Below are 14,743 nucleotides of genomic sequence, written 5' to 3' on the forward strand. Positions count from 1 at the left end.
AGGGTGTTGGCCGTCGGACGTGACGCAGCGGTTACACCATTCGGTTGTCCGATTGTAACGGCCACCCTACCTTTCGCCGACTCCGTGTCGGTCTCGTATGCCCGGCGCTGGTGGACGTCTACTCCCCAAACGAACACAACAGCATCTATGCGTATCCAACGTTTGCTCGGCCTGGCCCTCGCGGTCGCGGCTCTCGCCGTTGGTTCCACCACGCCGCTCGCGGCGCAGGGAACGACGACGGGCGCGATCACCGGCACGGTGACGGACGAAAAGAATGCCCCGGTACCGAACGTGTCGGTCGAAGTGGTCAATCGCGCCAATGGGGCGAAGGCCAGCCAGATCACACGCGACAACGGCCGCTTCTTCATCCCGAACCTTGAAGTCGGCACCTACTCCGTCACCGCGCGCCGGATCGGCTTTGCGCCGCAGACGCGCACCGACATCGTCGTCAGCCTCACGCAGGCCACGCGCCTCGACTTCCAGCTGAAGGAACAGGCGACGCAGCTTGCCGCCGTCCGCACGGAAGCGGTGACGACCACGTCCGACTTCTCGGCCACCCGTCAGGGCGTGCAGACGGTCCTCACCGATACGCTGGTGCGCCGCTTGCCGACGCTCAACCGCGACGTGACGGACCTCATCCGCAACTCGCCGCAGGTGAACGTGTCGCAGGACGGCCGTATCTCGGCCGCCGGCCAGAACAACCGCTTCAACAACATCCAGATCGACGGCGTATCGCTCGCCAACCGCTTCGGTCTCGGTGCCTCGCCGACCGTCGGTGCGCAGGTCGGTGGCCGCGCGCTCCCGCTCGACGCCATCAAGGAATTTCAGGTGCTGGTGTCGCCGTACGATGTGCGCCAAGGCAACTTCACCGGCGCGCTGGTCAACGCCGTGACGCAGTCCGGCACCAACGAGTTCAAGGGCGCGGCCTTCGTGTACTACCGCGACCAGCAGATGGGTCGTGACACGGCGTTCCTCCGCACGTCGCCGTTCGTGCGTCGCCAGATGGGTTTCTCCCTCGGCGGCCCGATCATCAAGAACAAGCTGCGCTTCTTCGCCACCGTCGAGACCAGCCAGAACGTGGCGCCGTCGTCGGGGCCGTTCTACGATCCGACGTCCCCCACCGGCCTGGTGAATTCTCCGGTCGCCGCCGCGCGCATCACCACCGCGCAGGTCGACTCGTTCGTGAACTACCTGTCCAGCAAGGGCATCGCGGCCGGTAGCGGCGCCTTGACCAGCAACGAGAACCCGCTGCTCAACACCTTCGTGCGTCTCGACTACCAGCTGTCGGGCAACACGCGTCTCGTGCTCCGCAACATTTACAACGATCAGGAAGCGTTCGACTTCTCCCGCTCGCTCGGCACCTTCAACTTCACGTCGAACGGGTTCCGTCGCACGGAGAAGTCGAACCAGATCGTCGGTCAGGCGTTCACGAATTTCTCGAACGGCTTCTCGAACGAGTTCACGGTTGGCCTTACGACCACGCGCTTCAAGCGCGTGTCGGATGTCCTCGCGCCGCAGGTGCTGGTGCAGAACATCGGTGGCACGGGCTCCGGCATCGCCTTCCGCGCGGGCACGGAGAACAGCTCGCAGGGCAATGAGCTGCGTGAAGACCTGTACGAGATCCAGAACAACTTCACGATGCCGTTGGGCAATCACATCGTGTCGATCGGTACCCGCAACGAGATCTACAAGGCCTACAACGCCTTCCTGCAGAACTCGTACGGCAATTACACGTACAACACGCTCGCCGATTTCGTGGCCAACCGCACGCCGGCCTCATTCTCCGGTTCGGGTGGCCTCGGTGGCGATGTCGCGGCCAACTTCACGGCCGCGCAGCTCGCCGGCTACATCCAGGACCAGTGGACGGTGACGCCGCGCTTCACCACGACGCTCGGTCTGCGCATCGACGTGCCGATCTTCTTCACCAAGCCGTCGTTCGCTGCCGCCGTGCAGCGTGACTTCGGCCGCAGCACCTCCGACCTCCCGTCGGGCAACCTGCAGTTCTCGCCGCGCCTCGGCTTCAACTGGGACGCCACCGGCGACCAGAAGAATCAGGTGCGTGGTGGTGTCGGCCTGTTCCAGGGTATCCCGGCCTACGTGTGGATGTCGAACCAGTTCCAGAACACCGGTGCCGGTCTCGGGCAGTTCACCTGCGGTGGCGGTGTCTCGGCGAGCAACGGCGTGTCGCCGTTGTTCAATGCGACGCCGGTGTCGCCGCGTGGTTGTGGTCTGAAGACGGACGGCTCGGCCGGCCGCAGCCTCGATGACGGCACGTTCCTCGGCACCGTCAACTTGGCCGATCCCGACCTCAAGTTCCCGCAGCTGCTCCGCGCCACGCTTGGCTACGACCGCAAGCTGCCGGGCGACGTGATCGCGACGTTCGATGGTCTGTACTCGCGCTCCATCAACAGCTTCTTCTACAACAACATCAACATCCCGCAGACGGGGCGCATCGACGCGCAGGGCCGCACCGTGTTCGCCAATTTCGCGGCGACCGGCATTCCCGCCGTCGCGCCGCGCTTCCCGGTGTATGGCTCGAACGTGATCGAGCTCTCCAACCAGAGCAAGGATTATGCGTACAGCGCCACGGGCCAGCTCCGCAAGCGCTTCAGCGGCGCCTTTGAGGGCTCGGTGGCGTACACGTATGGTCGCAGCTACTCGGTGACCGACCTGTCGAGCTCGGTGGCGCTCTCCAACTGGCAGTTCGGCCGCGTGTACTCGGGGCTGCAGTCCGACCAGCCGGTGAACCCGTCGCTGTTCGACCAGCCGCACCGCCTGCTCATCAACGGCACCTACACCGCGCCGTGGAAGTCGAATCAGACGAACATCACGTTCTACTACAGCAAGCAGTCGGGCACGCCGTACTCGTTCGTGTACACCGGTAACGGTGGCCGCGGCGACATGAATGGCGACGGCTCGAACGCGAACGATCCGATCTACATCCCGACGGGCCCGACCGATCCGAAGCTGGGCTTCTCGCAGACGACGGTGGCGGGCGTGGTGCTCACGCCGGCGCAGCAGGCCGCGTTGCTCGACCAGTTCATCAAGGACAACAGCTGCCTCGACTCGCAGCGCGGCACGATCATGAAGCCGACGTCCTGCCGCAACCCGATGTTCGATCGCTTCGACATGACGATCGAACAGCAGCTCCCGTCGATCCGTGGCGAGCGCGCGACGCTTCGCTTCGACATCTTCAACGCCGCCAACCTGCTGAACAGCAAGTGGGGACGCATCAAGTCCGCCACGGCCAACGGCAACGCGTCGCTGCTGCAGGTCCAGTCGTTCACCAGCGCCGATCCGTCGACGCAGGTGCCGGTGGTGACCTTCACGAACAACTTCAACCCGCAGTTCACGCCGCTGAACTTCAGCCAGTTCTATCAGATTCAGGCGAGTCTGCGGTTGTCGTTCTAATCGGCTCGATGTTGGTGTGGTTGTAAGGAGAGCGGCGCCGGAGACGGCGCCGCTTTTCGTTGGTACGGGTGAGAACTGCGAACTGCAAACAGCAAACTCCCTAGGGAGCAGGGGGGAGGGTATCAGGGGGGAGGCGGCAGGGGGGAACCGCGTTCGGATGGACGCGCGGGCGTGGATCGGATGACACACGCGGATCGAGCTCCGGGTATCGTCGGCGGCATGCAAGATCCGGCCAACATCCAGGCGTGGCATCGCGCGATTGCGCTGGCGGTCCGCGTGCATCGGATTTCCCGCGGCATCAAACGCACGCAGGCGCCAGGGCTCCGCTCGCAAATCGATCGCGCCGTGGATTCGATCCCCTCCAACATTGCCGAGGGCGTTGCTCAACCCGGTGCCGCCGACTGCGCGCGATTCCTGAGTTACGCCGTGTCGTCGGCCTTCGAAGTCGAAAGCCACCTCATTCTCGCCGACAAGCTGGGACTCAACCTCGGCGGCATCGAGGCAGCGCTCGACGAGACCCGCCAGGTCCGCCGCATGACGTTTAGCCTGCGGAAGCACTACGTGGAAAAGGCAAAGCGCGAAAAGCCAAAGGGGCGCGACAGCTAACTGTCAGCGCCCCCTGCCTCCTGCCCCCTGATACCCTCCCTCCTGCTTCCTAGGGAGTTCGCCGTTGGCAGTTCTCGACCTCAGAAGATCCGCAGATTGATGTACTTCTTCGGATTCTTCTTCAAATCCATCACCAGCGAGTCCACCCGCAGCAGCAGCGTATCCAGGCGCGCGTACACCGCCGGATCGTTCAGTAGCTTGCCGGCCGTCCCGGGGCCGTTGCTCACCTTGTCCAGCACGCCCTGAACCTGCGCATTCGTTTGCTTGAATTCACGCGTGAGCTGCTCGATCTGCGCTGAGGTGGCCTGCAGATTCTTGAGCGTCGAGTCCACCTTCGTGGAATCCACGCTGGCCAGTGTGCGGCGCACCGTCTGTTGCGTGAGCGTGAGTTGCTTGGACTGTTCGGCGGTGACGGCACTGAGCTGCGCCACCAGCTTCGTGAGGTCGGCGATCGTCTGCCGCACGTCCTTGACGCCGCCACCTTCCACGAACTGCACACGCGCCTCGTCGGTCAATGCGCGCACGTTGAGCGCGATCGAGTCGCCCTTGCCGAGCAATTCCGGTACGCCCGGTGATCCGACACCGGTGGGGATCGTATCGCCGGCCGCCATGTAGCCCTCTCGGCCGATGATCGGCGTGAGGGCGATCAGCTGGTCGCCGAAGATGCCGTTGGCTTGCACCGTGGCCGTGGTACCGGCCGGCACCTTGTACTGCTTCTGCAGCTTCAGCGACACCGTGATCGTGCCGTCGGGGATCAGGTTGACCTTATTTACATACCCGACCTGAACGCCGGCCAGCAGCACGGGCTGGCCTTGTTTGAGGCCCGCGCCCCACTTGAAGCGCGCAAACATCGGATAGCCGCTGGAGAGACCACCACGGGCGATCCAGATCGTCCCGCCGATCCCCAGCAGCAGCGCCACCAGCAGGAGCAGACCGACCAGCAGTTCGTCGCGTCGTTTCGTCGTCATGTATGGAGAGAAAGCAGGCCGTCAGGCCTGAATGAAGGGAGCAAGAACGGCAGCCACGAGGGCATCGAGCACCAGAATGCTCACTGACGCGATCACGACGGCGAGGGCGGTGGACCGCCCCACGCCCTCGGCGCCCGCTTCGGTCACGTAGCCCTCGTACGAACAGACGAACGAAATGGCCGCACCGAACAGGAACGCCTTGATCAGTGAGTACACGACCTGGAAGGTCGTAAACGCGAGACGAAGGCCATCAAGGAAGTCGGCAGTGCGTACGTCGGTCGCGGTGATCAGGATGGCCCACGCGCTCACAATCGCCGTCGTGTTCGCCAGAATGACCAACGCCGGTAGCATCACGATGCCCGCCAGAAAGCGCGGCAACGCGAGATACGCCACCGGGTCGAACGACAGCGTTTCCAGCGCGTCGATCTGCTCCGTGACGCGCATGGTCCCGATCTCCGCGGTCATACGGGCACCGACCCGGCCCGTGAGCACCAGTGCGGTCAGAAGCGGGCCCAGCTCGAGCACAATGCTCTGTCGGGTAATCAGTCCCACCACCGACAGCTGCACCCCGGGAAAGAGCTGGTAGCGCGTCTGGAAGGCCGTCACACCGCCCAGGAACGCGGCGACGATGATGGTGAGGGGCACCGACTCGACGCCGATCGTGCGCATCTGCCGGATCATTTCAGGGATCCAGGTGTCCGGGTCCCGCACACCGCGTACGATGTCGCGCGCGAAGTACGCGCGCCGGCCGAGCGCGCGCAGCAGCCCCCCGATGCGCCGACCGGCCAACCGGATGACGACATCCATGCCCAGCATCACGTCCGCACCCGATAGAGCAGCACGAGCGCGAACAGCCCGCAGGCCAGGTTGGGGACCCACGCCGCAATGTCCGGGGGCATGAGCCCCTTCCCACCGATCGCCTTCGTCAACTGAATGAGCACAAGAAAGAGAATGGTCGTGGCCAGACTGACCGCGATACCGTAGGCGGCACCACCGCGCTGGGAACTGGTGGCCAGTGGCGCTCCGAACAATGCAATGATGACGCAGGTTACTGGAATCGCCAACTTCAGCATCCGTTCCACGCGGAGCAGGTTGACGTCGGCGCCGGAGCGCTCGAGCGCGCCGATGAACCGTGACAGGTCGGCGAAGTTCATCTCGCTCGGCTGGCGCTCGGTCGCCTGCAGGTCCTGTGGCTTCTCCGTGAAGTGCCGGTCGACGAGCGAGTCGAACGCCACGGCACGGTCGGTGGAGTCGCTGGGGACGACATGCACGATCCCCGATTTCAGCACCCAGCCGCGCCGGTCGTTCCACGTGGCACTCTTGGCCGCCACCAGGAGCCCGGGCCGCTTCGCGGAGCCGCGCTCCTCGATCTCCACGTTCTCCACGAGGCGCTGCTTCACATCGAGCGTGTAGATCCGGTACACGCGCCCCGTCTCGCTGCCGAAGGCGAAGTTGTACCGGTTGTTGTCGCGATCCTGTCCCTTGCCGGCCAGCAGCTTGAGGCGTTGGGCATTGGCCGGCGGGGCGAGCTCGGCAAACACGAGGTCGATCCCCATCGCCACCGTCGCCATGACCAGAATGGGGGCGATGAACCGGTAGAAGCTGATCCCCGAGGCCTTCGCGGCGGTGATCTCCGAGTAGCGCGTGAAAGTCCCGATGGAAAAGACCGTAGCGAAGAGCACGGCGGCCGGCAGGACCATGAACAGTGTGTCCGGGATCCAGTACACGTAGCTCAGGGCGACCGCTTTGAGCGCCAGCTTCCGCTCGGTGTACTTGCGCAGATTGTCGACCAGGTCGATCACGAACACCAGCACCGGGAAGCCCAGCGTGGTGACGGCGAAGATGCGAGTGAATTCGGCCGCCACGTAGCGATCCAGCGGCGTGATGAAGCGACGGCTCACGCGCCCACCGCCTTCTGGGCCCGCTCCTGCTTCATCTGCGCGGCGAGCGCACGCCGCGCCCCGCGATCGGCCCACCAGTCGCGGATCCCGCCGCCGCGCGACGTGTCCGTGGTCGATTCCACTCGCCACAGCAACACGATGCCGGTCACGGTGAAAATGGCGTTGGCGATCCACATCGCGATCGATGGCGGCACCAGCCCCTTGTCGGCCAACGCTTCACCGCCCATCAGGCACACATAGTACAACCCGAACACCCCGATGCTGACACCGATCGTCACGCCGACCCCGCCGCGAGGAAAGCGCAGCGCGATGGGGGGGCCGAACAGCACAAACACCAGGCAGGCGAACGACAGTGCGAACTTCTTGTGAATTTCCACGGTGAGGCTATCGAGCCCTTCGCGGGAGGCCATGAGCTGGGCGTCGGCGGCCGTCATCGCACTGCGGTACGTCGTCATGGAGTCGATCGCCGGCGGTGCGGGCGGCGCCGGCGCCACGGCCGGGACGGGCACCCCGAGCGTGTCGCGCAGGGTGTCGCGCAGCGTATCGCGCAGGGTATCGCGCAGCGTGTCGGCGGTCGGCACGATCATGGGCGTCACGGTCGCGGGCTGCACCGCGGGCGGCACTGCGGGCGGCACCGCGGGCTGCACCGGGGGCTGCACTGCGGCTTGCGCCTTGACCGTCTTGGGCAGCAGCAGCGACGGCAATGTCACGCAGTAGAAGCGCGCCAATCCTTCCTGGGCGGGGCGGTCGCGGGGGGCGCGGATGGTCTTGGTGCCCGGGGCCACGAGTCGGCTGGCGTACATGATGTACTCCTGCCGTACCCGCCGGAAATCCATCGCGTCGGACGCGTACCGCTGGTGCATTTCGCACACCGTCATCTCGCGGTCGCTGCGGAAGTTGTCTTCGCCGGTGCTTTGGAAGCCGCGGGTGATACCCCGTACCTTCACCGTCTGGTCCAGGAAGAAGCTGCGCTGCAGCCGCCGCGCATCGCCACGAACGAATTCCTGCGAGTAGCCATTGAATAGCTGCAGCAGGAGATCCTGTCCGTTCGGGGTCAGCGAGAACAGGCCGCTGTCGGCGTAGATCGTCTTGCGCTCCGGTCCCTTGGTGAGATCGTAGATCACGACGTCGTACATCTTGTTCGTGTTCGCGTCGCTGCGGGCGATGCGCAGGAAGAACTGGTCCGTCACCGCATTCATGGCCTGATCCCGCAAGGCCAGCGTCGGCTTGGTCTTGGCGATGTCGCTCTGCAGGATGCGCAGCGCGTGGTTGGCGCGCGGCAGCACCTGGTCGTTGAACGCGACCATCGCGAGTGACAGCAGGAAGGCGCAGACCAGCACCGGCGCCATCAGAGTGCGGACGCGCACGCCACTCGCCTTGAGCGCGGTGATCTCGTGTTCGGTGGCCATGCGGCCGAACGTGTACAGCGTCGCCACCAGCACGGCCATCGGCATCGTCATCGCGATCGTGAACGGCAACGACAGGACGAAGAACTTCGCGATGGCCGCCCACGGGAGTCCTTTGCCCGCCAAATTGGCGAGCTGACGCGCCACGTACTGCAGCATCAGCAGCGACGTGAGTGCAGACAGCGCAAAAAGGAGCGGGCCAACGTGCTCGCGCACGACATAGCGGGTAATAAGCTTCACGACGTAAATTCCTAGGTGACCACCCGCATTATCAAGGGCGCGTCGGCGTAGAGTCGACAATATGCGCTCGCAGTTTCTGACCGTACCGCGGCGACAGGGCTGGCCGCTGGTACCCCACGACCGGAGTTCGGTGCGCAGGCTGCTCCAGACATGGGCGCTCGCGGCATTGCCCATGGCCTGGTCCATGACGCTGCCGATCGCATCGCTCACGGCCGTCTCCCTGATCGCGTCACCGCTGGCGACATCGCTGGCGGCGCAGCAGACCGTTCCCGGGCCCGCGCCGCTGCCCGCAGGGGCGCGCCTGGCCGCTGATACGCTGCGCCTCAAGGTCCCCCCCGTTTTCGGTCCGTTTGGGGCGGCCACGGCGCTTCGCCCCGATCCGGTCCGTGTCGCCGATCGCGCCGTCGCCGTGGCGCGCCGCCGCCGTGAGGAGCGGATCGTCGCCCGGTGGGGACTAACCGTGGCACGCAGCCTCTCCTCGCCGCTCGCCGTCGCCGTTCGGACCGACAGTGGCCCGACCCCGGGAGCGCTGGTGCCGCTGGTCCCGCAGCGTCGCCCGGGGGCCGATGCCGCCGCCCAGATCGCCACCGACCTGCTGGGCGATATCGGCGACCTCGGGATCTCCCTCCAGTCGCGCCTCGAGTCGAAGGTGCAGCGCAGCCGCAACGAGCGCTGCACCACCGCGCAACTCACCATCCTTGGCAACAACTGCTTCGGCATCTTCCAGCCGGCCTTCGACTTCCAGTTCAACGTGCGCACCGGCGGCGTCGTCGCCGATCGCGTCTTTGTGAATGTCGACTTCGACTCGCAGCGCGAGTTCGATGCGTCCAACAACATTTCGGTGCGCTACCAGGGCAAGTCGGACGAAGCGCTCCAGACGCTCGAAGTCGGCAACGTCACCTTCCAGCCGCCGGCCTCGCGCTTCCTCACCTCGGGCATCCCGTCGGGCAACTACGGCATCCAGGCCACGGGACAGATCGGCCCCATGCGCTTCACCTCCATTGTGGCGCAGCAGAAAGGCAATGTGTCCAAGGACAACGTCTTCACCATCGGCGAACGGTCGCAGCAGCAGGTCGATCGCGTCATCGAAGACATTCAGGTCGAGACGCGCCGCTTCTTCTTCACCATCGATCCGCGCCTGCTGGGCGGCTATCCGAACATCGATCTGCTGAACCGCCAGCAGATGCAGCAGCTGGCCGCGTCGCTTCCCGATTCGGTGCGGCCGACCCGGCTCTACGTGTACCGACAGCTCATCGGCGCCGCCAACCAGAACCCACGCGGACCGCAGTTCTCGGTGCGTGGGGCGCGCAATCCGTCGCGGCAGATCTACGAACTGCTGCGCGAGAACGTGCACTACTACGTCGATCCGTCGCAGCTCTGGATCGCGCTGGTGCGCCCGCTCAATCCCAACAACGAGCGGCTCGTCGTAGCCTACGAGGTGAACGTCAACGGCACGCCGGGGCGTAATGTGAATACCGGCGGAACACCCGACATCGAGTTCACCGCCGAGCCACAGTACGCGAACCTGCTCTGGGAGCCGGAACTCCAGCCCACCAACACCGCGTACTTCCTGCGCGAGCTCAAGTCGGTGTATCGCTTAGGCGGTGAAGATCTGCAACGCGAGACGATCAAGCTCAAGCTCGTGACCGGTACATCGGGCGATCAGGAGAAGCCGATCGACGCGTCGCGCGGCGAAACGTATCTGCAGCTTTTCGGCCTGTCGCAGGCCACCAATTCGGCGGCATTCGACGTCGAGAATCGCGTCTGGCCGCGTCCCAACGATCCCAATCAGCTGGCGTCGTTCGCGGGCGGCAACGGACAGCAAAAGCTGATCCGCGACTATTTCGTGTTCTATCCGTCGCTGCAGCCGTTCGCGCGCGGCGGACTCGCGCAGCCACTCGCCAATCCCGCCAACGACACGCTCTATCGGTATCCCAACGAGTATCTGTACTCGGCGCAGCGACCGCAGGTGATCTACCGCATGGTGGCCAGCTACCTCTCCGAAGGCGGCGGCAGCACGCAGTCCATCAAGTTGAGCACGATTCAGGTGCGCCCCAACTCCGAGCGCGTGTCGCTCGACGGCCGGTTGCTCACGAAGACGACGGACTACGAGATCGATTACGACCTCGGCATGATCACCTTCAATCGCCCTGACACGCTGTTCGCCACGCCGAGGCAGGTGTCGGTGCGCTACGAAGAGAACCCGTTGTTCGCGGCGGCGCCCACCACCATTCTCGGGTTCGCGTCGCAGTTCCCCCTCGAGAACGGGCAGCTGGCGTTCACCGCGATCTCGCAGAGCCAGCGCTCGGGCTTCAACCGACCCCCGCTCGGATTCGAGCCGGTGGGATCGCTGGTGGCCGGGATGACCGGCAACCTCGCGTGGGACGCCCCGTTGCTCACGCGCGCGCTTGGAAGGTTGCCGTTCAAGCAGAGCACCACGCCCTCCCGGGTGAGTCTGCAGGGGGAGTTCGCGATGAGCAAGCCGCAGCCGAACGCGGCTGGGCAGGCCTACATCGAATCGTTCGAGGGGGAAGGGGGCATTCCTGGTATCTCGCTCTCCGAAGGCGCGTGGTACTACAGCTCCCGGCCGTCGTTGGGGAACACCCTGGCGGCGCGCGTCGGCAGCAGCACGTTCGCGGTGAACCGGGCGGCCACGATGGCGTTCCAGAACAATGGCGTCGATGTCGCCGGCAACTTCATTCAGTTCAACATCCAGCAGATCGATCCCTCGGTGCGCATCGTGGGCGGTGGTGTGCAGGCACCCGAGCAGCTGCTGTGGATGACGCTCTATCCGCTGAAAACCGGCGGCATCTTCGACTTCGAGCCCGGCACGGCGAAGCGCCGCTTCGCCTGGACGATTGGCGACAACAGTCTCGTGGGCAATACGCCCACGGGACGTCGCTGGCGCTCGCTACGCACGGTCATCAATCCCAGTGGTGCCGATCTCTCGCGCACGGAGAACATCGAGTTCTTCGTGCTCGTGCAGTCCGAGCAGGCAAAGGTGAAGCGCAATCCGACGCTGGTGTTCGACTTCGGCGAAATCAGCGAGAACAGCGTCGCCTTTGCGCCCGAGACGCTCACGGTGAACTCACCGGTACGACCGGGGCTGCCCGCCGACTCCACCTATCGCGGCAAGCGGCTCGTGGGCTTCGATCGCTTCGATTCCGAGCGCGATCCGTTTTCGCGCGCCTTCAATGCGGCCGAGAACGACAAGGGTCTGCCCGGCGACGTCGCTGATACGATCGTGGTCGTGAATCGCACTGGCCCGTCGCCGGTGATCTCCACGCAGAACAAAGTCGCCATCTGTACCCAGGCAGTGCAGATCGTGCAGGTCCTCGGCGACAGCCGCGCCAACTGTGGTGCGCGCAACAACCGACTCGATGAAGAAGACCTCGATCTTGACGGCCAGCTGAACATCCCCAACGCCGCCATCGATCAGGAGCAGTACAAGCGCTTCGTGGTCGATCTCGCGGATACGCGCAATTGGACGCGCGTGGGCAAGTGCTATCAGCAGCAGGACTCCACGCTCAACGGCGTGGTGAGCGATTCCCTGTGCTGGGTGCAGGTGCGCATCAACTGGCGTGCGCCGGCCGAAGAGCAGAACAGCCCGAACGACCGACGCGTACGCGCGCTGCGACTCACGATGGTGTCCAGCGCGGAGTCGGCCGACGACGCCTTCGTGCGCGTGGCGCTCACCCGACTGAAGCTGGTGGGCGCGCCGTGGCTCAAGCGCAGCACGGAGCCGCTGTCGGGGATGGCCGGCGACTCGGCGGGCGTGGTGGGTGGTTACGTGATCGCGAGCGTGATCGGCACCCTCGACTCCACCTCGCTGGTCCCGTACACACCGCCGCCCGGTGTGGTCGAAGCCCCGGAGAATCGGCAAACCGGCTACGAGAACAACCGGCTGCAGGTCAACGAGAGCGCGCTGCGACTGCAGGCGGGTATCCCGGGCCGGCAGTTCCGTCCCTTCGATCGTGCCGAGGCCTTCTTTCGCTTCCAGGAGGGCACCAAGACCTTCATGGGCTACAAGACGCTTCGTCTGTGGATGCGCGGCCGCGGTAACGGCTGGGGACAGAACGGCGAGTTGAATGGCTACGTGAAGATCGGTCGGGATGAGAACAACTTCTACATGTATCGCACACCGGTGAACGCCGGCGTGGGGCTCAGCGCCTGGGAACCCGAGGTGCGCGTCGATCTGCAGAAGTTCCAGATGCTTCGCGCGCAACTCGAGAACAACTTTCTGAAGGGCTCCACGGATTCGGTGTCGTGCTCCGGTGCCGATCTGGCGCTGATCCGGCGGTCCGGTCTGCCGCGCGGCGTGGCGGTGCGGCGATACGCCGTCTGTCAGGACGGGTACATCGTCTACAGCGCCGATCCGACGGTCACGCCGCCCAATCTTGCCGGTGTCCAGGAAATGGCGGTTGGACTCGTGCGCGTGGACAGTATGCCGCGCGGCGGCACGGGCATCATGAGCAACGACACGCTTGAACTGTGGGTCAACGATATCCGCCTGACCGATGTGGTCGACGATATCGGATTCGCCGGCGAGCTCGGGCTCGCGGTGAATGCCGGCGATCTTGCTGACTTCCGCATGAACGTGAGTCGTCGCGATCCGAACTTCCGTCAGCTCAATGAAACGCCGTCGTTCCTCACCACGAGCGGCGTGAGCGTGGGTACCACGCTGCATCTGGAGCGGATGCTGCCGTCGCGGCTCGGCATCGTCATGCCGTTCAGTGTGGACTACGTGGGCTCCGGGGTCGATCAGCTGTTCATCAATCGCACTGACGTGCGGGCCAGTGGCATCGACGGGCTCCGCAATCCGAGCGATCGGCGGGTGAACTATTCGCTGGCGTTGCGGCGGGCCACCCCGATGGGGGGGCGATGGTATGCGCCGCTCGTGAATGGATTGGCGCTCAACGGTACGTGGTCGAATGCCGCGTCGCAAAGCGCGTTTCAGGAGGCGAACAACAACGCCTACGCCCTCGGGGCATCGCTCAACCTCGCTGGCGATCGCCGCGAGTCGAAGCTGCCGCGCGTGCTCGATGCGCTGTTCGGTATCCTGCCGCGCGGGCTCCGGGAGAGTGACGCCGTCCGCAACGTCCGCGGGCAGCGATTCCGCTGGGCGCCCACGGCGTTCCGGTTGTCGAGCTCGCTGGCGCGCAACGCGAATTCGAGCACGTCGTACACGAAGGCGGCCGAATCCCCGACGGATACCGGTCAGGTCACCAATGGTCTGACGCATTTCTGGCAGAACAGCAGCACGCTGGAATTCCGCCCGTCCGCCGGCCTCACGGCCACGATGAATGCGCGTCAGCTGCTCGACCTGCGCGATTATCGTACCACGTCGCTCCTGCCGGATAGCACCGATCGCGGACAGGCGGCGGCCGCCGAGCGATTGCAGCTGCTGGGCACGACGTTGGGGCTCGAGCGGGAGCGATCGCTCACCTCGGCCTTCCTCTTCCAGCCCACGCTCGCCGTATGGCTGCGGCCGCGTCTCGACTTCAACTCCACGTTCAACCTGAACAAGGATCCGAATGCGCGCGCCCTGTTGCGCGTGCAGGACTCCACCGGAGCCTATCGCCTGCCGAAGCGAATGGGCGCGGCGCAGACCCTGAGTACCGGCACCACGTTCGACCTCGGCCGCCTCATTTCGTCGCGCACACCGGAGAAGTCGCTGGGCAATCGACTGGGACGGATGTTCGCGCCCATCGATGTCTCGTGGCAGCAGAGTCTCACTTCGAACTACGACAACACGGCGTTCATTCCCGGTTGGGGCTATCAACTGGGCCTGGGCGGTATCCAATCGTTCCGTGGGCTCGATTCGCGTCTGTCCACCACCGCGGGGCGCTTGCGGCGCGCGACGGCTACCGGTGCGTTGAACTTGCCCTTCTCGTTCACCGTCCAGTCCCGGCTCGAGAACGGCACCACCGAAACCTGGACGCGACGGACCCTGGACGGATTCCAGGCCGTGATCACGAGCACGCAACGGGTGAAGCCCGATTACTCCGTGCGCTGGAGTTGGCGGCCGGTACGGCTGCGGAAGGTGATCACCATGCTGAACGTGAACGGGCGCTATCTGGTGAGCGAGCAGGAAACGACGATCCCCAACGAGACGGGCGGTTTGGCCGATCGCAGCCGGACCACCGCGCGCAGTCAGCCACTGTCGGGTGCGATCACCTGGGCCTTCCTGGGGGGACTCACGACGAACGCG

At 65.1% G+C, this 14,743-nt stretch carries 7 protein-coding genes; 3 read left to right on the forward strand and 4 right to left on the reverse strand.

Translation table 11 applies throughout. The features are described 5' to 3' along the window. The first annotated feature begins 147 nt into the window (after window positions 1–147). Together ACIRA7_RS10240 and ACIRA7_RS10245 are read left to right on the forward strand one after the other, a co-directional pair. A complete protein-coding gene (locus ACIRA7_RS10240; RefSeq protein WP_396220743.1) occupies window positions 148–3,411 on the forward strand; it encodes a carboxypeptidase regulatory-like domain-containing protein in 3,264 nt (1,087 codons plus the stop codon). A gap of 219 nt (window positions 3,412–3,630) precedes the next feature. Next, complete coding sequence (locus tag ACIRA7_RS10245; protein WP_396220744.1) at window positions 3,631–4,017, forward strand: four helix bundle protein; 387 nt, start codon at window positions 3,631–3,633, stop codon at window positions 4,015–4,017. Between the two features lie 80 nt (window positions 4,018–4,097). Here ACIRA7_RS10245 and ACIRA7_RS10250 read toward each other — a convergent pair whose 3' ends face one another. From ACIRA7_RS10250 to ACIRA7_RS10265, 4 genes are read right to left on the reverse strand one after another with little or no spacing between them, the layout of a single operon-like run. Then, complete coding sequence (locus ACIRA7_RS10250) at window positions 4,098–4,985, reverse strand: MlaD family protein (RefSeq protein WP_396220745.1); 888 nt, start codon at window positions 4,983–4,985, stop codon at window positions 4,098–4,100. Window positions 4,986–5,006: 21 nt separating this feature from the next. Continuing rightward, the gene (locus tag ACIRA7_RS10255; protein WP_396220749.1) at window positions 5,007–5,801 is read right to left on the reverse strand and encodes an MlaE family ABC transporter permease; all 795 of its coding nucleotides are present in this window, start codon (window positions 5,799–5,801) and stop codon (window positions 5,007–5,009) included. Further along, entirely contained in the window at window positions 5,801–6,886 is a 1,086-nt protein-coding gene (locus tag ACIRA7_RS10260) for an LptF/LptG family permease (protein ID WP_396220746.1), read from the reverse strand. Before ACIRA7_RS10260 ends, ACIRA7_RS10255 begins: the two co-directional genes overlap by 1 nt. Then, a complete protein-coding gene (locus tag ACIRA7_RS10265) occupies window positions 6,883–8,532 on the reverse strand; it encodes an LptF/LptG family permease (protein WP_396220747.1) in 1,650 nt (549 codons plus the stop codon). The genes ACIRA7_RS10260 and ACIRA7_RS10265 overlap by 4 nt, the downstream gene beginning before the upstream one ends. Before the next feature lie 130 nt (window positions 8,533–8,662). Here ACIRA7_RS10265 and sprA point away from each other — a divergent pair. After that, on the forward strand, window positions 8,663–14,743 hold a 6,081-nt coding region (sprA, locus tag ACIRA7_RS10270; protein ID WP_396220748.1), incomplete at its 3' end, for a cell surface protein SprA.

It is taken from the genome of Gemmatimonas sp., from assembly GCF_044376735.1.
Lineage (GTDB): Bacteria > Gemmatimonadota > Gemmatimonadetes > Gemmatimonadales > Gemmatimonadaceae > Gemmatimonas.